The organism is Phenylobacterium sp. (genome assembly GCF_025351295.1).
Classification (GTDB): Bacteria; Pseudomonadota; Alphaproteobacteria; order Caulobacterales; family Caulobacteraceae; genus Phenylobacterium.
This window is the reverse complement of record NZ_JANXWD010000158.1, coordinates 1-24,950: the sequence shown is the minus strand read 5'-3', so window position 1 is coordinate 24,950 and position 24,950 is coordinate 1. Positions and strand designations below refer to the sequence as shown.

Annotated in this window: 21 protein-coding genes, 1 tRNA gene and 1 pseudogene; 9 read left to right on the top strand and 14 right to left on the bottom strand. The window is 69.0% G+C overall.

All coding sequences use genetic code 11. The features are described from left to right. The 11 genes and pseudogenes from Q0R13_RS22680 to Q0R13_RS21380 form a co-directional block, all read right to left on the bottom strand. Positions 1-372 (bottom strand): annotated as a pseudogene (locus Q0R13_RS22680) (hypothetical protein); the annotation flags it as partial. A gap of 119 nt (positions 373-491) precedes the next feature. Then, entirely contained in the window at positions 492-3,155 is a 2,664-nt protein-coding gene (topA, locus tag Q0R13_RS21425; protein ID WP_293907792.1) for a type I DNA topoisomerase, read from the bottom strand. A gap of 130 nt (positions 3,156-3,285) precedes the next feature. Further along, positions 3,286-5,193, bottom strand: a complete 1,908-nt coding sequence (locus Q0R13_RS21420; protein ID WP_293907790.1) for a S9 family peptidase — start codon at positions 5,191-5,193, stop codon at positions 3,286-3,288. Positions 5,194-5,248: 55 nt separating this feature from the next. Further along, the gene (dprA, locus tag Q0R13_RS21415; protein ID WP_293907788.1) at positions 5,249-6,340 is read right to left on the bottom strand and encodes a DNA-processing protein DprA; all 1,092 of its coding nucleotides are present in this window, start codon (positions 6,338-6,340) and stop codon (positions 5,249-5,251) included. Further along, positions 6,337-7,041, bottom strand: coding sequence for a glycerol-3-phosphate 1-O-acyltransferase PlsY (gene plsY, locus Q0R13_RS21410; RefSeq protein ID WP_293907786.1), 705 nt, complete (start codon positions 7,039-7,041; stop codon positions 6,337-6,339). The genes dprA and plsY overlap by 4 nt, the downstream gene beginning before the upstream one ends. Before the next feature lie 101 nt (positions 7,042-7,142). Further along, positions 7,143-8,432, bottom strand: a complete 1,290-nt coding sequence (gene pyrC / locus Q0R13_RS21405; protein ID WP_293907784.1) for a dihydroorotase — start codon at positions 8,430-8,432, stop codon at positions 7,143-7,145. A gap of 79 nt (positions 8,433-8,511) precedes the next feature. Next, positions 8,512-9,492 carry an aspartate carbamoyltransferase catalytic subunit gene (locus Q0R13_RS21400; RefSeq protein ID WP_293907782.1) on the bottom strand — a complete coding sequence of 327 codons (981 nt, stop codon included), beginning with the start codon at positions 9,490-9,492 and terminating at the stop codon, positions 8,512-8,514. Between the two features lie 44 nt (positions 9,493-9,536). After that, positions 9,537-10,187, bottom strand: a complete 651-nt coding sequence (locus Q0R13_RS21395) for a hypothetical protein (protein WP_293907780.1) — start codon at positions 10,185-10,187, stop codon at positions 9,537-9,539. A 63-nt stretch (positions 10,188-10,250) separates the two neighbouring features. Next, positions 10,251-12,089 (bottom strand): toll/interleukin-1 receptor domain-containing protein, encoded by a 1,839-nt coding sequence (locus Q0R13_RS21390; protein ID WP_293907778.1) that lies wholly within the window; start codon positions 12,087-12,089, stop codon positions 10,251-10,253. Positions 12,090-12,204: 115 nt separating this feature from the next. Next, positions 12,205-12,597, bottom strand: coding sequence for a hypothetical protein (locus Q0R13_RS21385; RefSeq protein WP_293907776.1), 393 nt, complete (start codon positions 12,595-12,597; stop codon positions 12,205-12,207). A gap of 298 nt (positions 12,598-12,895) precedes the next feature. After that, the gene (locus Q0R13_RS21380; RefSeq protein WP_293907774.1) at positions 12,896-14,731 is read right to left on the bottom strand and encodes a toll/interleukin-1 receptor domain-containing protein; all 1,836 of its coding nucleotides are present in this window, start codon (positions 14,729-14,731) and stop codon (positions 12,896-12,898) included. Positions 14,732-14,960: 229 nt separating this feature from the next. Between Q0R13_RS21380 and Q0R13_RS21375 the strand changes: the two genes are divergently transcribed. Then, entirely contained in the window at positions 14,961-15,467 is a 507-nt protein-coding gene (locus Q0R13_RS21375; RefSeq protein WP_293907772.1) for a DUF1993 domain-containing protein, read from the top strand. Between the two features lie 8 nt (positions 15,468-15,475). Here Q0R13_RS21375 and ruvX read toward each other — a convergent pair whose 3' ends face one another. Beyond that, on the bottom strand, positions 15,476-15,949 hold the full coding sequence (ruvX, locus tag Q0R13_RS21370; RefSeq protein ID WP_293907770.1) for a Holliday junction resolvase RuvX: 474 nt from the start codon (positions 15,947-15,949) through the stop codon (positions 15,476-15,478). A gap of 68 nt (positions 15,950-16,017) precedes the next feature. Between ruvX and gatC the strand changes: the two genes are divergently transcribed. Together gatC and gatA are read left to right on the top strand one after the other, a co-directional pair. Further along, positions 16,018-16,305 (top strand): Asp-tRNA(Asn)/Glu-tRNA(Gln) amidotransferase subunit GatC, encoded by a 288-nt coding sequence (gatC, locus tag Q0R13_RS21365; protein WP_293907768.1) that lies wholly within the window; start codon positions 16,018-16,020, stop codon positions 16,303-16,305. Next, on the top strand, positions 16,305-17,777 hold the full coding sequence (gatA, locus tag Q0R13_RS21360; RefSeq protein WP_293907766.1) for an Asp-tRNA(Asn)/Glu-tRNA(Gln) amidotransferase subunit GatA: 1,473 nt from the start codon (positions 16,305-16,307) through the stop codon (positions 17,775-17,777). The genes gatC and gatA overlap by 1 nt, the downstream gene beginning before the upstream one ends. Positions 17,778-17,940: 163 nt before the next feature. Here the strand turns inward: gatA and Q0R13_RS21355 are convergent, their stop codons facing one another. Continuing rightward, positions 17,941-18,255: a hypothetical protein gene (locus Q0R13_RS21355; RefSeq protein WP_293907764.1), complete on the bottom strand. Its 315-nt coding sequence runs from the start codon at positions 18,253-18,255 to the stop codon at positions 17,941-17,943. 129 nt (positions 18,256-18,384) lie between these two features. Between Q0R13_RS21355 and gatB the strand changes: the two genes are divergently transcribed. Both gatB and Q0R13_RS21345 read left to right on the top strand, forming a co-directional pair. Further along, positions 18,385-19,881 (top strand): Asp-tRNA(Asn)/Glu-tRNA(Gln) amidotransferase subunit GatB, encoded by a 1,497-nt coding sequence (gene gatB / locus Q0R13_RS21350; RefSeq protein WP_293907762.1) that lies wholly within the window; start codon positions 18,385-18,387, stop codon positions 19,879-19,881. Positions 19,882-20,103: 222 nt separating this feature from the next. Next, the gene (locus Q0R13_RS21345) at positions 20,104-21,093 is read left to right on the top strand and encodes a PEPxxWA-CTERM sorting domain-containing protein (protein ID WP_293907760.1); all 990 of its coding nucleotides are present in this window, start codon (positions 20,104-20,106) and stop codon (positions 21,091-21,093) included. On the opposite strand, the gene Q0R13_RS21340 is transcribed toward Q0R13_RS21345, so the two are convergent. Next, positions 21,080-21,595, bottom strand: a complete 516-nt coding sequence (locus tag Q0R13_RS21340; protein ID WP_293907758.1) for an RcnB family protein — start codon at positions 21,593-21,595, stop codon at positions 21,080-21,082. The genes Q0R13_RS21345 and Q0R13_RS21340 overlap by 14 nt on opposite strands. Positions 21,596-21,861: 266 nt before the next feature. Between Q0R13_RS21340 and Q0R13_RS21335 the strand changes: the two genes are divergently transcribed. From Q0R13_RS21335 to Q0R13_RS21320, 4 genes are all read left to right on the top strand, one after another. Next, positions 21,862-22,128: a sel1 repeat family protein gene (locus Q0R13_RS21335; protein WP_293907756.1), complete on the top strand. Its 267-nt coding sequence runs from the start codon at positions 21,862-21,864 to the stop codon at positions 22,126-22,128. Positions 22,129-22,190: 62 nt separating this feature from the next. Then, on the top strand, positions 22,191-23,537 hold the full coding sequence (locus tag Q0R13_RS21330) for a hypothetical protein (protein WP_293907754.1): 1,347 nt from the start codon (positions 22,191-22,193) through the stop codon (positions 23,535-23,537). Positions 23,538-23,539: 2 nt separating this feature from the next. After that, a complete protein-coding gene (locus Q0R13_RS21325) occupies positions 23,540-24,793 on the top strand; it encodes a HupE/UreJ family protein (RefSeq protein ID WP_293907752.1) in 1,254 nt (417 codons plus the stop codon). Positions 24,794-24,856: 63 nt separating this feature from the next. Then, positions 24,857-24,946, top strand: a tRNA-Ser gene (locus Q0R13_RS21320). The last annotated feature ends 4 nt before the right edge of the window (positions 24,947-24,950 follow it).

Here is a 24,950-nt window from a genome sequence, read left to right as displayed (position 1 = left end):
AGCCGGCGAACCGACACCGCGTCGAAATCCTCCCGCAACACCACCACAGAGCCCATCACGCCCTCCTCTCGGACAACCAGCGTGAATCACTGTTCGGCCCTCAAGGGAATCCCCTGAGTCAGCGTCAGCGGCGATTGGTATGAGTTGGTCCAATGCGACATAGCGGGCATTGCGCGGCTCCTGTTGGGCGCGCGCGTGGGGGTGATCCTTTAGCCAAGGATAGGCAGCCACGGCTTCCGAACCATCCCTCCCGAGGTCGATGATTTCGCTGATCTGGAGCCATCCCCAAATCCGATGCTCCGGCTTTCCGACGAAGCGCCACTCACCGTCATTTTCGACAGGCCGAAAAAGCCCGAAAAAGAGGAACAGGTCGCCGCGTTCGACACCCTGGTTTTCGAGATGGCCCTGGGCCGCTGACGATTGCCCTAGAGCGTGACCGCTTTAGCATGGAGCGTAGCCGGAGTTGACGAGACTGGGCGGGTTAAACGGGCTCAGAAGGGTGCGTCGTCGTCCGTGATCGTGCTAGTCGCGGGCTTGCCGGCCGTGGCCTTCTTGGCGGGGGCCTTCTTCTTGGCCGCCACGGGCTTCTTCTTCGCAGGGGCCTTCTTCGCCGCCGCTGTTTTCGGCGCCGCCTTGGCCTTGGCTGCGCGGGCCGGCTTCTTCTTGCCGCCGGCGGAGGGTTTGCCCGCGCGCTCGGCGATCAGGGCCACGGCCTGCTCCAGGGTCACCGTCAGCGGGTCGGCGCCGCGCGGGACGTTGGCGTTGGTGGACCCGTGCTTGATGTAGGGGCCGTAGCGGCCGCTGAGCACGCGGATCGATTGGCCGTCCACCGGGTGGGCCCCCAGGTCGGCCAGGGCCGAGGCTTCCGGCCGGCGGCCGGCGCGTTTGGTGGCGATCAGGTCGACGGCACGGTTCAGGCCGACGTCGAACACCTCGTCGGCGTTCGGCAGGTTGGCGTAGGTCCCGTTATGCAGCACGAACGGCCCGAAGCGGCCGATGCCGGCCAGGATGGGCTTGCCGTCCTCAGGGTGATTGCCGACCTCGCGGGGCAGGCGCAGCAGGCGCAGGCCCTTCTCCAGGTCCATGTCCGGGGCGGACCAGCCCTTGGGCAGGCTGGAGCGCTTTGGCTTCTCGCCCTCGCCCAGCTGGACGTAGACGCCGAAGCGGCCGGTCTTGAGGAACACGGTCTCGCCGGTCACCGGGTCGGTCCCCAGTTCGCGGTCGCCGGTCGCGCCTTCTTCGCCCTCTTCGGCCACCGTCAGCGGCCGCGTGTGGCGGCATTCCGGATAGTTCGAGCAGCCCAGGAACGGGCCGTACTTGCTGGATTTCAGGCCCATCCGGCCCGTGCCGCAGGTGGGGCAGGCGCGGGGATCGGAACCGTCCGGCTTGTCGGGGAACAGGTGCGGGCCCAGGGTGCGGTCCAGCGCGGTCAGCACGTCGCTCATCCGCAGCTCGGTGGTCTCGCCGACCTTGGCGTTGAACTCGGCCCAGAACTCGCGCAGCAGCACCTTCCAGTCGAGGTCGCCGGCCGACACCAGGTCCAGGCGTTCTTCCAGCGCCGCGGTGAAATCGTACTCGACGTAGCGGCCGAAATACTCCTCCAGGAAGGCGGTCAGCAGGCGGCCCTTATCCTCGGGCACGAACCGCTGCTTCGCCATCCGCACATAGGCGCGGTCGCGCAGCACGGTCAGGATCGAGGCGTAGGTCGAGGGCCGGCCGATGCCGAGTTCCTCCAGCTTCTTGACCAGGCTGGCTTCGGAATAGCGTGGCGGCGGCTCGGTGAAGTGCTGGTCGGCCTTGGCCCCGCGCACCTGGGCGGCGGCCCCTTCGGCGACCTGCGGCAGGCGGCCACCCTCCTCGTCGCCCGGGTCGTCGCGGCCTTCCTCGTAGACCGCGAGGTAGCCGTCGAAGGTGATCACCACGCCCGAGGCGCGCAGGCCGGTCTGCCCGTCCGCGGAGTCCAGGTCGATGGTGGTGCGCTCGACGCGCGCGCTCTCCATCTGCGAGGCGATCATCCGCTTCCAGATCAGCTCGTAGAGCCGGCCGAGGTCGCCATCGAGCCGCATCTTGCCGGGGTTGCGGTCCAGGCTGGTGGGGCGGATCGCCTCGTGCGCCTCCTGGGCGTTCTTGGCCTTGGTGGAATAGATCCGCGCCTTCTCCGGCACATATGCCTTGCCGTAGAGCCCGCCGATCACCGCGCGCGCCTCGTCCAGGGCTTCCGGCGCGGTCTGCACGCCGTCGGTCCGCATGTAGGTGATCAGACCCACGGTCTCGCCGCCGATGTCGATGCCCTCATAGAGCTTCTGGGCGGCCTGCATGGTCCGCTGCGCATTGAAGCCCAGCTTGCGCGACGCCTCCTGCTGCAGGCTGGAGGTGGTGAAGGGCGGTGGCGGCGAGCGGCGGCCCGGCTTGCGCTCCAGCGACGAGACCTTGAACGTAGCGGCCTTGACTGCGTCGCGGGCGGCGAAGGCGGCGGCCTCGTCGCCCAGGTCGAACTTGGTGAGTCGCTTGCCCTGGTGCTTGGCCAGGCGGGCTGTGAACGGGTCGCTGTTGGCCGTGACCTCGACCTCGACGGTCCAGTATTCCTGGGTCCTGAACCGCTCGATCTCCAGCTCGCGGTCGACCACGATGCGCAGCGCAACCGACTGCACGCGGCCGGCCGAGCGCGCGCCAGGCAGCTTGCGCCACAGCACCGGCGACAGTGTGAAGCCGACCAGATAGTCGAGGGCGCGGCGGGCCAGGTAGGCGCGGACCAGCTCCATGTCGAGCTGGCGCGGATTGGCCATGGCCTCGGTCACGGCCGTCTTGGTGATGGCGTTGAACACCACCCGCTCGACCGGGATATCCTTCAGGCCGCGCTTCTTGTTGAGGATCTCCAGCACATGCCAGGAGATCGCCTCGCCCTCGCGGTCGGGGTCGGTGGCCAGGATCAGGCGGTCGGCGCCCTTGGCGTAGTCGGCGATCTCGCTGAGCCGCTTGGCCGCCTTGGCGTCGACCTCCCAGGACATGTCGAAGTCCTCGTCCGGGCGCACGGAGCCGTCCTTCGCGGGAAGGTCGCGGACGTGGCCATAGGAGGCGAGCACCTTGAAGTCCGAGCCCAGGTACTTGTTGATGGTCTTGGCCTTGGCCGGGCTCTCAACGATAACGAGCTTCATTTATGCCGTGTCTGGTCCAAAAGAGCGCGGAAGGTGGGGGCGGTCCCCGTGGCCTGTCAACGGCCCTGCTGACACCTATCTGCAAGCCCCTTAAGGGGCTGTTTCTTGCCGCAGCCCGTCGAAGGCGCCGTCAATCGCCCAGATACCGGTCGAACCAGGCGAGGGTGCGCTGTTCGACGTCGCGCTGGTTCATCGGATCGCGCAGGCCGTGGCCCTCGCCCGGATAGATCACCAGCGATGTCGGCACGCCCACCGCCTTCAGCCCGTGCCAGAACTCCAGCGACTGGGCCGGCGGGCACTCCACGTCGCGCTCGCCGACATAGATGAAGGTAGGGGTCTTTGCCGCACGGATCGAGCGGATCGGGGAGAGCCGGTCGTAGACGGCCGGGTTGTCGTAGGCGGTGCCGCCGAAGAACGGGACCATCCACTGGTCGATGCCGTTCTGGCCGTAGTAGCTGATCCAGTTGGCGATCCCCGCGCCCGCCGCGCCCGCCTTGAAGCGGTCGGTATGGGTCACCGCCCACATGGTCATGAAACCCCCGTACGAGCCGCCCATGACCGCCAGGCGCTTGTCGTCGACCGGCGCGACCTTTTCCACCGCGTCGACGCCGGCCAGGATGTCGCGCAGGTCGCCGCCGCCGAAGTCCTGGACGTTGGCGCGGGTGAAGGCCTGGCCCTGGCCGTGCGAGCCGCGTGGGTTGGGCATGAACACATAGTAGCCGTGCGCCAGCAGGGCGTGCGTAGTGCCCTCCCAGACGAACCGCGGGTCCGAGGCCGAGGACGGGCCGCCGTGCACCAGCACCGCCATCGGATAGGTCTTGCCGGGCTGGACGTTTGGCGGGGCCAGCAGCCAGCCCTGGACGTCGAAGCCCTCGTTCTTCCAGGTGACGCTGCGGGCGGCGCCGTCGGCGACCATGGCGTCGTTGTCGTGCGTGACCTGGGCCAGCGTGCCCGTCGGCCCGGCCGCGATCTGTGGCGCGACGGCGAAGCTCTCGCGCATGGCGGCGAACGTCTGCCCGTCAGCGCTCAGCGCCAGGCCGCCGTCGCCGGAGCCGACGTGCGTGGCCTCGGACCACAGCGGCTTCAGCTTCCCGCTGGCTGGATCGACGGCGAACAGGGCATGCATCTCGCCGGTCAGGGCGGTGGCGTAGAGGCCGCCAGCCTTCCAGCTCAGGGCCGAGAAGCTGCCCTTGAACCCAGGGGTCACGTTCACGGGCGTCCCGCCGGCGAATGGCACGGCGTAGAGGTCGCCGCCCACCGGCCCGAAGTCGCTCATCAGCCCGCCGATGAACACCACCGTCCGGCCATCCGGCGACACCCGCGGCTGGTCCAGCTGGACGTGCGGCGCGGCGATCTCGCGGGCCGCGCCGCTGACCAGGTCGACGGCCTCGAGCCGGGCGATCCACCAGTTGTTGTCGCCGTCGCCCCTGGCGTCGGTGGCGACGAAGCCGCGGCTGTCCGGGGTCCAGTCGTACTCGTAGACGAACCGGTCGCCCGGCGAGACCATCCGGACCGGCCCGCCGGCCGCGGGCAGCACGGCGATCCGCCGCTCGTCGGGGGCGGCGTCGATCTCGCCCACCCGGGCCGCGCCGGCCTGGGTCGCGCCTGTCTCCTTGTGTGGGTCGGCGGTGGCCAGCACCGCCAGGGTCCTGCCGTCCGGCGACCAGCGCGGCGTGGCCAGCAGGCCCCGGAACGTCGCGGCCGTCCGCAGCTTGCCGGCCTCGGCGATCATGATGCTGGCCTGGCCGATGCGGCGGTCGGTGGCGACGAAGGCCAGGGCCGCGCCATCCGGCGACCAGGTGGGCGCGCCATAGCGACAGGCCGGGCAGGGATCGAACTCGCCGACGATCACGCTGTCGACCCGGCCGCGGACCACCACATGGCCGTGCGGCGTTTCATGCCGGCCGGCCACGTCGACGCTGTCGACGGTGGCGATCAGGTCGCCGGCGGGCGAGAGCGCCAGGCCGTCGTACTGATGGACGCTGGTCGGCGCGGCGGCGACAACGGCGGCCGCGGCGGCGAGGATGAGGCTGAGCATGGAACTCCCCGGACTGTTGGCAGTCCTCTAGCCCATTTCCAACGCGGCGCGAGTCTCAGGGCGTCGCGACCATGCCGCCCGGCAGCAGTTCGGCGCGGCCGGCCAGGGCCAGCTCCATCAGCGCCGCGAACACCGCCGGCGCCGGCGCCTGTGCGGCGCGGACCAGTTCGTCGCGCGACACCGGCGTCGGCGACAGCAGGTCGGCCAGCCGTTCGCGCAGGGCCTCGTCGGGCTCCGCCGGCGCGTCCTGGAACGGGGTCCGGTCCGGCTCGCGGAACCCGCGCAGACCCTCCAGGGCGCGCAGCACATCCTCGGCGCCCTCGCAGATCGCGGCGCCCTGGCGGATCAGGTCGTTGGTCCCCTTGGCGCGCGGGTCCAGCGGCGAGCCCGGCACCGCCAGCACCTCGCGCCCCTGCTCGGCGGCGAGGCGCGCGGTGATCAGCGAGCCGGAGCGGAACTCCGCCTCGACCACCACCACGGCGCGCGACAGGCCGGCGATGATCCGGTTGCGGCGCGGGAAGTCGCGGGCCACCGCCGTGCGGCCGGGCTCGTTCTCCGAGACCACGCAGCCGGTCTCGCAGATGCGGGCGTAGAGGTCGCGGTGTTCGGGCGGATAGACGTCGTCGATGCCGCCACCCAGAACGGCCACGGTGCCGGTCGGCATCGCGCCCTCGTGGGCCGCGGCGTCGATGCCGCGCGCCATGCCGGAGACGATGACGTGGCCCGCCCCGCCCAGCTCGGCGGCCAGGCCGCGGGCGAAGCGCTGGCCGGCGGCCGACGCCACGCGGGCGCCCACCACCGCCACCGTCTGCCGGTCCAGCAGGTCCACATTGCCCCGCACCCAGATCAGCGGCGGCGGCGGGTCGAGGGCGGCCAGCGCCGGCGGGAAGTCCGGCTCGCAGGCGCAGATCAGCCGGGCGCCCAGGGCCGCGCCGGCGGCCAGCTCCTGGTCGACCTGGGCCTCGCTGGCGATCCTGATCCCGCCCATCCGCCCGCCGCGCCGGGCCAGGTCGGGCAGGGCGGCCAGCGCCCGGGACGCCTCGCCGAAGCGGGCGATCAGCTGGTCGAAGGTGACCGGCCCGACGTTCTCCGTCCGGGCCAGCCGCAGCCAGTCGCGCTGCTGCAGATCGGAGAGCCGCCGCGTCACGCCTCCGGGGTCCCGTCGTCCCTGTACAGCTCTGGGGGTAGTGTCGGCCCACCGTTGTGGCCCGCCGTCGGCGATGTCTTGGCGCCGATGCGCGGCTCCTGGCCCTTCAGCAGGCGGCGGATGTTGTCCTCGTGACGGACGTAGACCAGCAGCGCCATGAACAGGGCCAGCAGGGCGATGGCGTGCGGCCGGCCCAGCAGCAGCGCGACAGCCGGGGCCAGGGCCACCGCCACCAGGGCGGCCAGCGACGAGAACCGGAACACGAAGGCCACGATCAGCCAGGTCGCCGCCGCCACCAGCCCCACCGGCCACGCTGCCGCCAGCAGGGCGCCGAGGAAGGTCGACACGCCCTTGCCGCCCTTGAATTTCAGCCACACCGGGAACAGGTGCCCCAGGAACGCCGCCCCCGCCGCCAGCGAGGTCAGCACCGCCTGCTGCTCGGCCGTGCCGTTCCGCGTGGCCAGCCAGGCCAGCAGCACCGCCACGGCGCCCTTGCCGCCGTCGCCCAGCAGGGTGAGCAGCGCCAGGTCCTTGCGACCGGTCCTCAGCACATTGGTCGCGCCGATATTGCCGGAGCCGACCTGCCGGATGTCCCCCGCGCCGCCGATGCGCGTGGCGATCACCCCGAACGGGATCGATCCCAGCAGATAGCCGCCGATCAGCGCCGCCCCGATCAGCACCGGGCCCAAGGATTCGGACATGAACGCTCCCTCTTGGCGGGAGTCCTAGCGCGTCCCGCGCCGCGCCGGAACCGGGACGTGCAGGCCGGCGCGGGATCGTCCTCCGCGGGCGGAGACGACGATCAGGCGCTGTACACCGTCCGGCCATCCACCAGGGTGCGCAGGACCTTGCCCTGCAGCCGGCGGCCGTCGAACGGGGAGTTCTTCGACTTCGAGACCAGCTTGTCGGCGTCGATGACGATCGGGGCGTCGAGGTCGCAGACCACCAGGTCGGCCGGGGCGCCCTTGGCGATGCGGCCGGCGGCCAGGCCCAGCAGGTCGGCCGGGGCGATGGTCACCGTGCGGATCAGGTCGATCAGCGGGATGCGGCCCTCGTGGTGGAAGCCCAGCAACGCGGCCAGCAGGGTCTGCAGGCCCACGGCGCCCGGCGCAGCCTCATCGTACGGCAAGCGCTTGTCCTCGGCCGGCGCGGGGGCGTGGGCGGAGACCACCACCTGGATCAGGCCCGAGGCCACGGCGTCGATCACCGCCTGACGGTCGTCCTCGGAGCGCAGCGGCGGGTCCAGCTTGCAGAAGGTGCGGTAGTCGCCGATGTCGATCTCGTTGAACGACAGGTGGTTGATCGAGGTGGTGGCGGTCACGGGCAGGCCGCGCGCGATCCCTCGCTTGAGGCTTTCTAACGCCGCCGCCGTGGTCACCTGGTCGACGATCAGCGGCGCGCCGGTCAGCTCCACCAGGGCCAGGTCGCGCTCCAGCATGATCCGCTCGGCGATGGCGGGGACGGACGGCAGCCCCATCCGCGCCGCGAACTCCCCCTCGCTGGCCACCGCGCCGGCCGAGAGCCACGGGTCGGCCGGGCGGTGCGAGACCGGCACGCCGAACGCCTTGGCGTAGCTCAGCACCCGGCGCAGCACCTTGGAATCCACGATCGGACGGTCGGCGTCGGTCACATAGAGGCAGCCGGCCTCGTGCATCAGGCCGATCTCGGCCATCCGCTGGCCCTCGCAGCCCTTGGTGGCGGCGCCGGCCGGGAACACCTTGACCAGCTCGATGTCGCGGGCCCGGCGCAGGATGAAGTCGACCACCGCCGGCTCGTCCATCACCGGGTGGGTGTCGGGCTGGACGACGATGGTTGTGACCCCGCCGGCGGCGGCGGCCAGGGCGGCGGACTTCAGCGTCTCCTTGGGCTCGGAGCCCGGCTCGCCGGTCTTCACCCGGATGTCGATCAGCCCCGGGATCAGCAGCGCGCCGCCCAGGTCGATCACCTCGACGTCCGGCGACAGTGAGCCCAGGCCCGGCGCGCGGGTCACGTCGGCGATCACCCCCTCGGTCACGATCACCGCGCCGGGGCCGTCATAGCCCGACGCCGGATCGACCAGCCGGGCGTTGGTGAAAGCGAGAGGGCGGGTCATCCTGCTTCGCTCCTGGCGGAGCTTCGCAGGACGGGTCCCGAGGCGAGGGCTTGCCCTCCGAAGCCTTGGCGAAGGAGGGTCATCGGTCGTTTTCCAGGCGCGCGGCAAGCGAGGTCAGCACCGCCATCCGCGCCGCCACGCCCATCTCCACCTGGTCCTGGATCAGGCTGACCGACAGGTCGTCGGCGACCTCGGAGTCGATCTCCACGCCGCGGTTCATCGGCCCCGGGTGCATCACCCGCGCGTGCGGCGCGGCATAGGCCAGCTTCTCGCGGTCGAGACCGAAGAAGCGGAAATATTCGCGCGGCGAGGGCGCCATCACCCCGTCCATCCGCTCCAGCTGCAGGCGCAGCATCATCACCACGTCGCAGCCGGCGATGCCCTCGCGCATGTCATGGAAGATCGACACGTTCCAGCGCTCGGCGGCCGGCGGGATCAGGGTCGGCGGGCCCACCAGCCGCACCTCGGCGCCCAGCATCTGCAGCATGGCGATGTTGGAGCGCGCCACCCTCGAGTGGGCCACGTCGCCGCAGATCGCCACCCGCAGCCCGGCGATGTGGCCGAAGGCGCGGCGCATCGAGAGCGCGTCCAGCAGCGCCTGGGTTGGATGCTCGTGCTGGCCGTCGCCGGCGTTGATCACCGAGCAGCCGACCTTCTGCGACAGCAGGCTGGCCGCGCCGGACGAGGCGTGGCGCACCACCAGCAGGTCGGGCTGCATGGCGTTCAACGTCACCGCGGTGTCGATCAGGGTCTCGCCCTTGGACATCGCCGACGACCGCGGGCTCATGTTGACGACGTCGGCGCCCAGCCGCTTGCCGGCCAGCTCGAACGAGCTCTGGGTGCGGGTCGAGTTCTCGAAGAACAGGTTCATCAGCGTGCGACCCTTGAGCAGGTCGAGCTTCTTGCGGGTCTGGCGGTTCAGGCTGACGAAGCCGTCGGCCAGGTCCAGCAGGTTGGCCACCTCGACCTCGTTGAGGTCGGTGGCCGACAGGAAATGGCGCTTGGGAAAGGAGAAGGTCCGCTGCAGGACCTCGTTCAGACCGGGGGGCGCGGCATCCATCGAAGCGGCGTCTTAGGCGCAGCCGCCGCCCGAGCCAAGCGCCATCAGCCGCTGTTGTGCACCTTGGGGTCCAGCACCACCGGCGTGCGGAAAGGCCCGTCCCGGTCCTTGACCAGCACGAAGATGTTGAACTTGGCCAGCCGCGGGCGGTTGGACGCCACGTAGCGGGCGTAGAACCGCACGATCCGGTCCTCCGGCTTCGGGTTGATGCCGTTCGCCGGGTCCTTGACGCAGAACATCGCCTTGCCGTCGTCGTTGCCGATGGTCAGGGCCGATGAACCGCCGGAGAAGCTGGCGTCGGGATCGGTCAGCTCCAGCTCGATCAGCAGGACGTCCCCCGGCTTCTTCAGGAACGGGTCGGCGTCCAGGTCGAGCCGGGTCGGATCGGAGACCGGGAGCTGGACCTCGGGGATCCGCCGCAGGCGGTCGCCGGTGCTGCGGGTTCCGTCCTTGTTGGCGGCGAACAGGGCCGTCTCATGGCCGATGTGCTTGGGCGAGACATCGGAGATGCTGATCCTGACGGCCGGCAGGTTGGCCGGCAGGGGCGGGCAGGCCTTGTTGATCAGGCTGAAGGCCGGCCTGGCCACCCCGGTCGGGCGCGGTACCGGCCCCGGCGGCGGCTTCGCCGGGCCGTGGTATCCCGCGACCAGGGACGCCGCCGCGGCGATCCCCGTCGACCAGCCGAGCGCTCTCATGCGGCTCTCCCTTGCGTTGAGTCGGCCGCGATTGAGTGCGTGTGGCGCGCGAAGCGCAAGGCCCTATCGCGAAGCTTGCGCCGTGCTCTGCCCGGCCAGCCGCGCCTCATCGGCGAGGTTCAGGCCCCAGCGCGCCGAATAGGCATCCCCCTTCGGCGAGATCGCCAGCATCGCCAGCGCCCGGCTGGCCCCGCGCCGATCGCCCTGAAGGGCCAGGATGCGGGCGTGCAGGACCGTACAGAAGTCGGCGATCTCGTGGTCGCTGGTCCCGCCAGCCCGGGGCTCGCAGGGGCCCAGCACCTTGGCCAGCGCACGCGGCGACGGCCGCCGCTCGGCCGGCCCGGCCAGCAGGGTGCGCACCTTGAACAGCTCGAAGGCGCGGGCCTGGCTGGCCACCTCGGCGTTGCCGGGCGCGCTCTTCATCACCGCCACGGCGTCGGCGCGGCCGCGGTCCAGTCGGGCGATCGCCGCGCCGTACTGGCCCCGTGCGGCGTCCAGGCGCGCCATGGCCAGCTCGTTGCTCAGCATGGCGGTGCGGGCGGCGACGTTCAGCGGGTCGGCGGCCAGCAGGGCGTCGATGATCCGCCGCTGCGCCGTGCGGTTGGCCGCCACGCCGGCCAGGTCGCCGCGCACCCGCTCGGTGTCGGCCAGCCAGGCATAGCCGTCGGCCACCTCCAGCTGGCGGTCCACGTCGCGCGGCTTGCTGTTCGCGGCCGCCTGCAGCGTCGACAGCGCGGTGGTGAAGTGGCGCTCCGCCGTGGGCGCGTCGCCGGCCTGGCGCAGCGCCAGCATGCCGAGGTTGCTCTCCGCGTAGGCGGTCTCCATCAGCCAGTCGATGTTGCTCGGGTCCTTGCGCACCAGCTGCTGGGCCAGGGCGGCATAGGCCTCGAACCCGCGCCGCGCCGCTACGCCGTCGCCGCGCTGCCAGGCGATGAAGCCCAGGTAGTACTCGCTCTGGGCCTGGCCGAAGATCCGCTTGGGGTCCTGCGGGCTGGCGGCCAGCAGGGCCACGGTGATCCGCCGCGCCTCGGCGAACCGGGCCGCGGCGGTTTCCAGGTTGCCGCGCTTCTCGTCGTCCTCGCCCATGGCCTGCAACAGCCGCGCCCGCTGTTCCTGGGCGCTGTCGGAGAGGTCGTTCTGGTCGCGGTAGTAATTCAGCACCGCCTCGTTGACCGTCGACAGCAGGTCGAGCCGCCCGGTGCGCTTCAGCCGCGAGCGCACGTCGGTCAGCATCACCTCGTTCAGCCCCTCGGTCCGCGCCTGCTGCAGCCGCGCCGCCTCGCGCGCCGTTACCGCCGCGACCGCCAGCACGCTGACCACCGCCATGGCCGCCACGCTCGCCCCGGCCAGGGCCACCACGCGGCGCGTCCGCCGCTGGGCGTCGCGCTGGATCAGCTCGTCCAGCTCGACCCCGGCCAGGGCCGCGACCAGCTTCAGCGTGCCCAGCTTGCGCGCGCTGGCGCCGCGCCGGAAGTCCGCCGCCAGCGGCTCCATCACCGGCCCGCCCTGGCCGCCCAGCAGGGCCGGGGGGAACGACGTCGCCATATCCCCCTCGATCAGCGCCGCCCGGATCCGCCCGTCGCCATGCAGCGCCCGGAACAGCTCGATCTCCCGCCCCACCCAGTCCGACGTCGCCGCCGCCGGCGAACAGACCACGATCAGGCTCTCCGACTGCGCAATCGCCTCCCGCAGGGCCGCCGGCAGGTCATGCGCGGCGTTCAGGTCCCAGGTGTCATGGAACAGCGGCTTCAGCCGGCCGCGCCGAAGCTGGCCCGGGTGCGCTAGCTGCGCCAGGCGGCGGGGGAGGCGGTAGGCCTCCAGGTCGCGATGCAGGCGGGCGGCAAACGCGGTGTCGACGCTGCTGTAGCTGATGAAGGCGCTGTAGCGGAGGGAGTTGGGCATGGCGCTAAAGTATCATTTCGGGGTATTGTAAATCTACAATTTCAATCAAGACGTTATCGTCGACGAGAACAGTGTAGAAGGGATGTGAAGTCCGAAGGTAGAATGAAATAGTCAATTAACCCGTGTTTTTTACATTTGGATCAAGTAAGTAATTCACCGGACTGCCATTTTTATTCAGTCTGAGAAAATAACTACCGATATAAGGGTCTCCATTTACGTCTGGATCGATTGTTTCAACGTAGAATTGAACTGTTGTTTCGTTCTTTCCAACATTGAAGGCCTTCTTCACGCAAAACATTTCGCCGTGATACTGTGAGTTCGTTACCACAGGATTATCTCCTGACTGAAAACTGAAACCTTTCGCCTTGATCCGTATTTCAATCAGAACTAGTTGCTTGAATCCATGGGTATATTCATATTCCGAACCATGTAAATAGTCGAATGCAGAAAAATCTGCCGGCGTATAGTCAGGGGTGCTAGTGTCCAATAAAACTGGCGGCGGAAGCAATATATAATCTTTCGCGTTTCCATGGTCATTTACAGAATAGTGAAGAACTAAAGAATTAACTATAGATCCATTGTCTAGTATATCCCACAGTACGATATAGACAGCATCTTTTACTACGCTGTGAGTGTCGCATATTCTAAGTGTTGGACTAGATAAAAGGAAAAACTGAGATGCGACTTGGCGCCTGGGCGGAATATACGTTTCTGAGTTGACGGGAATACTAATTGAAAGCAAGATAACAAATAGAGAGGCAAACCAAAATATTGACCTAGTCCGAGTACAATTTAGCAATAATTGACTATTTGTCGGGCTGGATTTCACTGGAATAATGAAGTCCCCACCGAGCAGAATAGATTTCACCGATCTGCATATTGTCAAACGAATGCGATTTCGTTGCATCAGCGTTGGATCCTCCATAAGAATTAGCAATGCGCTCTTTGAGGGCGGCACAAAAATTCACTATCTCATGATCTATTCGTGCTGAATCAGACGGATTACAGTCTCCAAGTTGACGAATTATATAATTTTTACGAGGTCGTTCGCCTCGTGGAAGCATTAACATCGTTCGAATTCGAAATAGTTCAAACCCACGAGCCTGTTTAGCGATCTCTATATTTTGAGGATCGTCATGAATCATTCGATGCGCAACATAGAGACCATTTTGAAGGCGTTCGAGAGCTGGTCGAAAACGACCTAGATCAGCTTCGAGACGAGCGGTCGCCAGCTCGTTGTTCAGGAAATCCATCCAGACTTCTCTGTTGCGAGGATCCTCGGCGAGTAGTCGATCAATTATACGCCTCTGATCAGCTCTGTGATCGAGTGCGGCCTTGTATCGTCTTTGGACCCGCTGGCTGTCGGCCAGCCACGCTAGGGCATCAATAACATCACGTTGGAGTTCGACATCGCTCGGATTCTTCTGGGCAATGGCGCCCATTTTAAGAAACGATCTGTAGAAATGTGTTTCTGCTGTGGTGGCGTCACCCTCTTGACGTAATGCCAGCATTCCAAGGTTTAGCTCTGAGTATGCAACCTCATGCTGCCAGTCAGCGTTGTTTGGCTCGATCTCCACCAATCGTTGGGCAAGACGCGCGTACGCTTCGAATTTGGCTCGGGCAGTCGCGCCGTCGCCAGCGCGCCAGTTGATGAAGCCTAGCCAATATTCGCTCTGAGCATGTGCGAAAAGGCGCTTTGGGTCGTTCGGCTTCGCAGCGAGAAGAGCGGCGGTCGTGCGGTGCGCCTCTTGGATCTCAGTTCGGGAGCGTTGGATTTGCCCCCGCTTCTGATCATCCTCGCCCATTGCCTGCAAGAGCTTCGCGCGTTGGCGCAGCGCGTCCTCAGGGAGATGGCTGAGGTCTTGGTTCTGATAGTACCTCAGCGCCCCATCGTTCACGGCAGCTAACTCTTCCAGTCGACCTGACCTCTTTGCTTTCGCCCGTAGGTCCGTGAGCATATAATCGACTAGCCCAGTCGCCTGCCGGCGCTGCTTCTCGGCTTCAGCGCTGGCACCCATCGCTACAGCCATCAGCGCGATGATGACCCCCAGCGTCACCACGACGCCCACTGCTAGGCCGACCACCACCTGCATCCGCCGCTGCGCATCCCGCTGGATCAGCTCGTCCAGCTGCGCGCCTGCCAGCCCGGCCATCAGCTTGAGCTTCCCGAGCCGCCAGCCGCGCCCGCCCTTCGTGAAATCCGCCGCCAGCGGTTCTACCGGCGCGCCGCGGGTCTTCTTAAGCAGCGCCGGGTGGAACGACGTCCCCGCCGATCCCTCGATCAGCGCCGCCCGGATCCGGCCGTCGCCATGTAGCGCCCGGAAGTACTCGATCTCCCGCCCCACCCACTCCGACTTCGCGGAGTTGGGTGAGCACAGGACGATCAGGTTCTCAGACTGCGCCAGCGCCTCGCGGATGGCGGAGGTCAGGTCGTGTTCGGCGCTGAGGTCGGCGAGGTCGCGGAAGATGGGCTTCAGGCGGCGTCCGCGCAGCTGGGCGGAGCGGGCCTTGCCGACCAGGCGGCGGGGCAGCCGGTACATCTCGAGCTGGCGGTGCAGGCGCTTGGCGACAGCGACGTCGGCGCTGCTGTAGCTGATGAAAGCGCTGTATCGCAGCAGGGATTCTTGAGCGCCGTCAGCCATTTGGCTACCGCTTGTTGTCCGGAAAACTGCAGGAAATACGCCCTGCACGAATTGTGGCAGAACGCCGGTCGCCCTGCAATGCCCCAGGTCGCAGGCCGCCAACTTGCAATCGGCAGGTGAAAAGTGAGGCAGCGGCCGCGGCGCCTTTCGCCAAGCGTCGCCGTGGGCCATAGCAGTGCCGACGGTCGGCGCTCTCACGGCCCGGTCCGCAAGAACCCGGGGGAAACGCGTGACGGTCAATCTCTACACCTTCGTCGGCATGTATTCGCGCCTGCTCGACACCGCCGCGCACATCCTCGCCAAGGGCGCCGAGCACGCCCAGGCGACCGGCGTCTCCGAGGCGGACATGCTGGAATGGCGGCTGATCGACGACATGTTCCCGCTGCGCAACCAGATCCAGGCCGTGGCGAACTTCGCCGGGCAGTGGCCGGCGCGGGCCGCCGGGGTCGAGATGCTGCCCACCCTCGAAGGCCCGCAGCGCGTCGCCGAGCTGCAGGCGGCGCTGGCGGCGGCCAAGGCGCATCTGGCGGGGCTCAGGCCCGAGCAGTTCGAGGGCCGCGACGACGTCGCGCTCACCGTCGACCTCGGCCAGATGTCGCCGACCTTCGGCGCGGGCCAGTGGCTGACCGGCTTCTCCACCACCAACTTCTATTTCCACCTGTCGATCGCCTACGCGATCCTGCGCTCCAAGGGCGTCCAGATCGGCAAGCGCGACCTGTTCGCCGGCGGGCTGTAGGGCGGCCGCTAGAGGGCGGCGTTGCGCAGGCGGTCCAGAGCCCCCTGCAGGATCCACGCGGCGGCGGCCTTGTCGACCAGCTCGGCGCGGCGGGCACGGGAGACGTCGGCCTCGTCGATCAGCATCCGGTTGACCGCCATCGAGCTCATCCGCTCGTCCCAGAAGGCGATGGGCAGGTCCCTGAGGCGGAAGAGGTTGCGGGCGAAGGCGCGGCTGGACTGGCAGCGCGGGCCCTCTGTGCCGTCCATGTTCACCGGCAGGCCGATGACGATGCCGCCGGCCCCGCGGCTCTCCATCAGCGTGAACAGCGCCGCCGCGTCGCCGTTGAATTTGGTGCGGCGGATGGTCTCCAGCGGGCTGGCGATCGAGCGGCCGATGTCCGACACCGCCACGCCGATGGTCTTCTCGCCGAGGTCGAGGCCCACGACCGGGACGTGGCGCGGCAGCAGGGCGGGCAGTTCGATCAGGTCCACGACGGGCATCGGCCACCCTTAGCTTGCAATGTGCCCCCCCGCACGGCTAACCCACGCGCCTGACTGCAGGAGGGCCCATGGCCATCGACGCGGCGACCGTACGCAAGGTCGCGAGGCTGGCGCGCATCGCCGAGCCGGAGGAGAAGCTGGAGCCGCTGGCCCGCGAGCTGAACGGCATCATCAGCTGGATCGAACAGCTGAACGAGGTCGACACCGATGGCGTCGAGCCGATGACCACGTCGGTGGCCATGACCCTGCCGATGCGCGACGACGTGGTCACCGAGGGCGGCGACGCGGCCCGGGTGCTGGGCAATGCGCCACGCACCGAACGCGGCTTCTTCGTGGTGCCGAAGGTGGTCGAGTGATGTCCGACCTGACCGGACTGACCCTGAAGGCCGCCCTCGACGGGCTGGCCGCCAAGCGCTTCTCCTCGGAAGAGATCACCCGCGCGCACCTTGGCGCCATCGAGGGGTCGCGGGCGCTGAACGCCTTCGTGGTCGAGACGCCGGACAAGGCCGTGGAGATGGCGCGGGCCTCCGACGCGCGCCGGGCGCGGGGCGAGGCCGGGCCGCTGGACGGCGCGCCGCTGGGGATCAAGGACCTGTTCTGCACCGAAGGCGTGGAGTCGACCGCCGGCTCGATGATCCTGCGCGGCTTCAAGCCCACCTACGAGAGCACGGTCACCAGCCACCTGTGGCGCGACGGGGCGGTGATGCTGGGCAAGCTCAACATGGACGAGTTCGCCATGGGCTCGTCCAACGAGACCTCGGCCTGGGGGCCGGTGATCAACCCCTGGCGTTCGGCCGGCGGCAACGCCGCGCTGACCCCGGGCGGCTCGTCGGGCGGCTCGGCCTCGGCGGTGGCGGCGGAGCTGTGCCTGGGGGCGACGGCCACCGACACCGGCGGCTCGATCCGCCAGCCGGCGGCGTTCACCGGCACGGTGGGTGTGAAGCCGACCTACGGCCGCTGTTCCCGCTGGGGCATCGTGGCCTTCGCCTCGTCGCTGGACCAGGCGGGACCGATGGCGCGGTCGGTCGAGGATACGGCGATCCTGCTGACCTCGATGGCCGGCCACGATCCCAAGGACTCGACCAGCATCGACGCCGGAGTCCCTGATTTCGCGAGCTTCTGTGGCAAGTCCGTCAAGGGGCTGCGGGTCGGTATTCCCAAGGAGTACCGCGTCGACGGCATGCCGCCGGAGATCGACGCGCTGTGGGAGCAGGGTATCGCCTGGCTGAAGGACGCCGGTTGCGAGATCGTCGAGGTCAGCCTGCCGCACACCAAATATGCGCTCCCGGCCTACTACATCGTGGCCCCGGCCGAGGCGTCGTCTAACCTCGCCCGCTACGACGGCATGCGCTACGGCCTGCGCGTCGATGGCGCCAACCTCACCGAGACCTATGAGCAGACGCGCGCCCAGGGCTTCGGCGCCGAGGTCAAGCGCCGGATCCTGATCGGCACCTATGTGCTCTCGGCCGGTTACTACGACGCCTACTACCTGAAGGCGCTGAAGGTCCGCCGCCGCATCGCCGACGACTTCGACCAGGCGTGGCTGACGTGCGACGCCCTGCTGACGCCGACCGCGCCGTCGGCGGCCTTCGCGCTCGGCGACAAGTCCGATGACCCGGTGGCCATGTACCTGAACGACATCTTCACGGTGACGGTGAACCTGGCCGGCCTGCCGGGCATGAGCGTGCCGGCCGGCCTGGACGCCCAGGGCCTGCCGCTGGGCCTGCAGCTGATCGGGCGCAACCTGGACGAGGGGACGCTGTTCTCCCTGGGCTCGGCCCTGGAGAAGGCGGCGGACTTCAGGGCCAAGCCCGCGAAGTGGTGGTGAGGTGACGATCATCCCTCCTCTTTAGGGGAGGGTGGATGGCGCGAAGCGCCAGACGGGTGGGGGACCGACGATCAAGCTCAGCGCTCGAACCCGAGACCCCCACCCCGCTCGCCTGCGGCGAGTCGTTCCCTCCCCTGAAGAGGAGGGATGGCGCGTAGCCGCCCTACTTGATCTTGTCGAACTCGGCTTGCAGCGCCTTCAGCTTGGCGTCGTCCAGGGCGCCCTGGCTCATCGGGGCGACCTGGGCCAGGGTCATGGTCGAGATCTGGTCGTAGAACTGGGTGATCGCCGGCAGGGCCGTTTCCAGCGCGGCCTTGGCCTGCGGGTTCTTGATGATGTCGCCAATCGGCGTGGTGTCCACCGAGATCTTGCCGGCCATGGGCATGTCCGCGGCCGGCGCGGCGGCCGGGGCTTGGGCGAAGGCCGGCGCGGCGAGCGCGGTGACCGCGAGCGCGGCGGCGAATGCGAGAGTCTTCATGGGTGTTCCTTTTCCCCGGTCTGAGCGTCGTTAAGACGTGGCGAACCTTGAGGCCATTTCGAGGCGCTTTTGCAAGAGGGCATGTGCGCGCGCTTCCGCTTGCGCCCGCGTTTCGCTACGTACCGCGCCATGAGCGAGACCAATTCGAAAACGATCCAGGGCCGCACCGGCCCGTGGGAAATCGTCCTGGGGCTGGAGGTCCATGCCCAGGTCGCCTCCAACGCCAAGCTGTTTTCCGGCGCGGCGGTGGGCGCCGGCGGCGCGCCGAACAGCCAGGTCAGCCTGGTGGACGCCGCCATGCCCGGCATGCTGCCGGTGATCAACCGCCACTGCGTCGAGCAGGCGGTGAAGACCGGCCTGGGGCTGAAGGCGCAGATAAACACCTGGTCGCGCTTCGACCGGAAGAACTACTTCTACCCGGACCTGCCGCAGGGCTATCAGATCAGCCAGTTCAAGGACCCCGTCGTCGGCGAGGGCGAGGTGATCGTTGAGCGTGACGACGGCTCCACCTTCACCGTGCGCATCGAGCGGCTGCACCTGGAGCAGGACGCCGGCAAGAGCCTGCACGACCAGGATCCGAACTTCACCTACGTCGACCTGAACCGCTCCGGCACCGCGCTGATGGAGATCGTCTCCAGGCCGGATATGCGCTGCGCCGAGGAGGCGGCGGCCTATGTGAAGAAGCTCCGGACCATCCTGATCTACCTCGGCACCTGCGACGGCGACATGGAGAAGGGCAACCTGCGCGCCGACGTGAACGTCTCGGTTTGCCGCCCAGGCGCCTACGAGAGGTTCCGCGAGACCGACGACTTCAGCCACCTGGGCACGCGCTGCGAGATCAAGAACGTCAATTCGTACCGCTATATCCAACAGGCGATCGAGTACGAGGCCCGCCGGCAGATTGAAATCCTGGAAGAGGGGGGCTCGATCAGCCAGGAGACCCGCCTGTTCGATCCCGGCAAGAACGAGACCCGGTCCATGCGCTCCAAGGAAGAGGCGCACGACTACCGCTATTTCCCGGACCCCGACCTGCTGCCGCTGGTGCTGGATCCGGCCTGGGTGAAGGCCATCGAGGCGACCCTGCCGGAACTGCCGGACGCCAAGAAGGCGCGGCTGCAGGCACAGTACGGCCTGACCGCATACGACGCCGGGGTGCTGATCATCGAACAGGCCCGCGCCAACTTCTACGAGGAAGCCGCCAGGGGGCGTGACCCCAAGCTGACAGCCAACTGGGTGACCAACGACTTGGCCGCGCGCCTGACCGCCGGCGGGTTCGACATCGAAGACAGCCCCATCAAGCCGGCCGGCATCGCCGAACTGGTCCAGCTGATCGAGGAGGGGGTGATCTCCTCCAAGATCGCCAAGGACGTGTTCGAGCGCATGTGGGCCGGGGAGGGGACCGCCTCGGAGGTGGTCGAGAAGGCCGGTCTGCGCCAGGTCTCCGACACCGGCGCCCTGGAGGCCATCGTCGACGCGCTGATCGCCGCCAACCCCGGCCAGGCCGCCGCGGTGAAGGACAAGCCCCAGGCCATAGGCTGGTTCGTCGGCCAGGTGATGAAGGAGACCGGCGGCAAGGCCAATCCCGGCGCCGTCAACCAGCTGCTGAGGGCCAAGCTGGGCCTTTGACCGCCGCCGCCACTTCACGGACGATGTGATTCGCCTCTCAGGAGAACGGCGTTGTCCGAAATTCCGACGAGGGTTAATGCTGATCGTCGCGGGGTGTCGGGCCCCGCGCGGGTGGGCGGCGTCTGAGCCCGCCGGTCGTGGCGTCCCTGTTCCCAGGTCGACTGTCGGGGGTCGATGCCCGCCTCGCGGGTCTTGCGTCTCACCCCCTTCAGCGAGCCGACCATGAAAACCGACAGCTCTTCCCGCCGAACCGCCGCGAGCCGGCGGTCGTTGCACACCTTCGCCTTTGCCGTCGCCAGCCTGGGACTTCTGGCCAGCGTCGGCGCGGCCGACGCCGCCATCGTCTACACCGGCGGAACCGGCCTCACCGTCTATGGGGTGGCCCCCTATGGCGGCGGCGGCCAGCCCGCGCCGATCTTCGGCGCCAACAACGTCACCGGCTTCAACGACGTCCTGCTCAGCCCCGGCCACGGGTTTCTGACCGCCGACCCGTCGATCCCGCACAACATCCTGGACACCGGCATCCGGCCCCTGGCGCTGCGTTCGTTCCAGATCGGCGGCGGCAACGGGTCGGGACCGTTCGGAGCCGGCCAGGCGCTGATCACCGGGCCGCAGATCGGCTTCCGGCTGTCGGACGCCGCGCCGGCCGGCGGATCGGCCTCGTATATGATCTCCTCCTGGGACGCCAACTTCACAGTCGACGGCGGCGGCTTCCTCGGCAACCTCGGCAGCTACCTGTCAATCGGCGGCCGGCTGTCCGCGCCGGGGTCGGCGTCGGCGGTGTCGCTGGTCTCCAACTACTATCTGAACGGGATCTATCAGGGCCAGACCGCGCCCCTGGTCCTGGCCGCGGCCGGCAACGGCAACTTCCAGGCGCTCGGCGGCTCGGGCGCGGTGCTCAGGTTCGGCGGCGGCGGCCGCTATCGCGGCCTGGCCATCGACAATGTCGCCGCCGCCCTGGGGGCCGGAACCAACCTGCGGGTGGTCAGCACGCTGACCGCCTATGCCGACCCGGCGTCGATCGACAGCTTCAGCGTTCCCCTGGACCTGCTGGACCTGACCGGGACGACGCTGCCCGATTTCGCCTTCTCCGGGTCGTCGGGCGGCGTGCCGGAGCCCGCGGCCTGGGGCCTGCTGCTGCTGGGCTTCGGGGCGCTCGGACAGGCGTTGCGCGGACGACGCGGACGCCGGGGCGCCGTCAGTCCGGGATGACGTCGAAGATCCGCCCGTCCTCCATCGACACCAGGGCGAACCCCCGGCCGATGCGGACCCAGGAATAGCCACGCGGCGGAGGCCGCAGGCGGTAGCGCTGGTAGTCGGGGATCACGCCGCCGCGATAGACGTCCGGCAGATAGCCGCCGCGCCGGGCCGGGACCGGCCTGATGTCCGGCGGCGGATAGGGGCTTTCTGAGGCGCGCCCGCGCTCGTCGTACGCCTCACGGCCGCGGCGCGGGTCGTCGCGGGGCGGTCCGCGCTCGTCGCGGCGCCCGCCCCGATCTTCGACCCGGCGATCTTCGACCCGGCGATCTTCCACCCGACGATCTTCCACCCGACGGCCGTCGTCGCGCCGCGGCGGCGCGCCGCGGTCGCCGTCACGGCGGTGCTGTGGCTCGCTGCGCTTGTGATCGTCGTCCCGCGCGACCGCCGGCCCGCCCAGGGGAAGGGCCCCGGCCAGGGTGGCGATCGCCGCCGATATGAGGATCAGACGCTTCATTCGGCCGCGATACTGGCGCCCCCCGGCTGAACTGTCCCTGAACAAGCCCGGCAGGTCGTGGGCCGCGGCGGCACACCGTTCGCCCAACGCGCTCGTGGAACGGGACTCGGCCGCGGGTGCGGCGTGCTGTCTCACAATCGATTCCTGTCGATTGGACAACGGCGGCCTTAACCATACGTTCAGTCCGAACTCGGTCTTGTGGGATCGTAGGTTGGTGAATGGCTTGGAGAACCCAGGTCGGCCAGCCGAACACAAGGGTGACAACCATGCTGGCGAGCATCGACACGAAGTGCCTGCCGCTGCCGGAACCGGGCGCGACGGGCGATGAGCTGTTCCGAATGGGGCTGCTCTATTCCACGGGCCAGGGCGGCGCGCCGCTCGACTACGTCTCGGCCCATATGCTGTTCAACCTGGCCGCCATGCGCGGTTCGCTCGAGGCCAAGGTCTACCGCAAGGAAATCGCCGACGAGATGGCGTCCGCCGACGTCGCCGAGGCCCAGCGCCAGGCGCGACAGTGGCTCGCGCAAGGCTGACAAGGCCGAGCTAGCCGCTATCCTGCGCGGCGGGTCATCCGGCCCGCCCAGCGGAGCAACTCTTGGCGCCATCCAACCAACGGCGCGGCACGGTGGTTGTTCGGACCGCCCTGGCGGTGCTGGCGATCCTGGTGCTGGCCGTCCTGGCGCATGTGGCGCTGCCCCTGGCCGTGCAGCCGCGGCTGCCGCCCCCGAACCGCATGCCGGCCGCCGGCGCGCCCCTGACCTATGACGCCGCGCTCGAACAGGCGCGCGAGCGGGTGCAGGGGGCCGGCGAGGTCGCCGCCGCCCATCCGGACGAATGGCTGCACCAGGAGGGCCTGGCCGGCGCCTGGATCGCCCTGGCCCGCCTGACCGGCGACTTCGACGCCTATGCCCAGGCCCAGGCTGCCCTCGACCGGGCTTTCGCCCTGGCCCCGCCGCGCGCGGGGCCGCACATGACCCAGGCCAGCCTGGACTTCACCCTGCATCGCCTCGGCCACGCCGAAGCCATGGTCGAGGCCTTCGCCCATTATGCCGTGCCTCCGGAGCGGGAGGACGTCGACGAAGTGGCCGGCATGCGCGGCGACCTGGCCTTCTATCGCGGTCGCTACGCCCTGGCCTGGCGGTGGTACAGCGGCGGCAAGACCTTCAGCCCCAGCCTGTTCCGCCAGGCGGTCTACCAGGGCCGCACCGGCCAGGCCGACGCCGCCCTGGCCTCGATCGACGCCCAGGAGCGCGAGATGCGCTTCCCCCAGGCGCAGTCCCTGGCCAACCTGGAGCTCCAGCGCGGCGCGCTCGAACTCCAGCGCGGCGACTGGCCCCGCGCCACGACCCACTTCGCCAAGGCCCAGCGCCTGTTCCCCGGCTATTGGCTGGCCCAGGCCCACAGCGCCCAGATGCTGGCGCTCTCCGGCCACCGCGCCGAGGCAATCGCCCGCTTCACCGACCTCGCCGGCCGCAGCGGCGCACCGGAGGTGATGGACGCCCTGGCCGCCGTCTACCGCGCCGAGGGCGACTCTGCCCACGCCGAGCTGTGGGCCGCGCGGGCGGGCACGATCTGGGCGCGGCGGGTGCAGCAGATCCCCGAGGCGGCCTGGGGCCACGCCGTGGAGCACGAGCTGGCGTTCGGCGATCCGGCCCGTGCGCTGGACCTGGCGCTGAAGGACTACCGGGCGCGGCCCTACGGCGTCTCGGCGGTGACCCTGGCCTCGGCCTATGTCGCCAACCGCGACCCCGCCGAGGCCCTGCGCATCCTGCAGCCCCTGGACCACACGCCCTTCGTCTCTGCCGACGGGCACGCCACCGCCGCCCAGGCCTATGAGCTGCTGGGCGACGCCAAGGGCGCGGAGGCCGAGCGCCGCGCGGCCCTAAAGATCAATCCGCACTGCCTGGACCGCGACACCGCCCTGATCTGGTTCGGCCATTGAGGGTGCGCCGGCTCCTCCTCCTCGCCCTGGCGCTGCTGCTGGCAGCCGCCGCGCCGGCCGCCGCGCACCTGACGCCCAACTCCGAGGTCCGCCTGGATTTCGCCCGCGACCGCGTGGTGGCCGAGGTGGTGATCCCGCTGGGCGAGCTGGGCTACGCCATGGGCCGGCCGATCCCGCCCAGGGCCGGCCCCGCGCCGCCCGGCGTCGCCGATTACCTGCGGCCGCGGATCTCCGCCCGCGTGCCGGACGGGCGCCCCTGGACCACGACCGTGCGCGACCTGCGCATCGTCGACGACGGCGCGGCGCCCGACCTTGTGGCCCATGTGGAACTGGTTCCGGCGCCGGGCGCCTCGATGCGGCGGTTCGACCTCAGCTATTCGGCGGTGATCGACCGGGTGCGCAACCACTTCGCCCTGGTGCTGGTGCGCACCGACTACGAGGGCGGCCAGCTTTCCGAGACGCCGCGCCTGCTGGGCGGCCTGCAATGGGACGCCCGCACCTTGCGCGTCGACCGGGGCGCGGAAAGCGCGTGGCGCGGCTTCGCCTCGGCGATCGGCCTGGGCATGCGCCACATCGCCGAGGGCCACGACCACCTGCTGTTCCTGATGGCCCTGCTGCTGCCGGCGCCGCTGATCGCCCGCGACGGGCGCTGGCGCGACTATGGCGGCCTGCGCTTCACCCTCGGCCGGCTGCTGCGCGTGGTGACCGCTTTCACCCTCGGCCATTCGGTGACCCTGATCGGCGGCGCCTTCCTGGGCTGGCGGCTGCCCGCCCAGCCGGTGGAGGTGATGATCGCGATCTCGATCCTGGTCTCCGCCCTGCATGCGGCCCGGCCGCTGTTCGCCGGGCGCGAGCCTGTCGTGGCCGCCGGTTTCGGACTGATCCACGGCCTGGCCTTCGCCACCGTCATCGGCCACTTCGGCCTGGATCCCTGGCAGAAGGCCCAGTCGATCCTGGGCTTCAACCTGGGCATCGAACTGGTCCAGCTGGCGGTGGTCGCCGCGGTCATGCCGGAGCTCACCGTCATGGCCCGCACCCGCAGCTACCCCGCCATCCGCACGGTGGCCGCCGCCTTCTGCGCCATCGCCGCCATCGCCTGGATCTTCGAGCGCACCCTGGGCGTCGACAACCTCATCGGCCGCCTGATCGACACCGGCCTGGCCCACGGCCCCTGGCTGTTCGGCCTGCTGATCGCCGCAACCGCGCTCACCGTCCTCGCCGACCGGCTGCGAAAGGTCGCGCCGGCGAGCGGCTAGGCAGACGCCCCGTCCTCCGCTAAGAACCGCCGCTCCCGCGGACGCTCCAGGCGCCCGCCGGTAGGTGACGTGGCCGAGTGGCTGAAGGCAACGGTTTGCTAAATCGTCATACGTGAAAGCGTATCCAGGGTTCGAATCCCTGCGTCACCGCCATCCT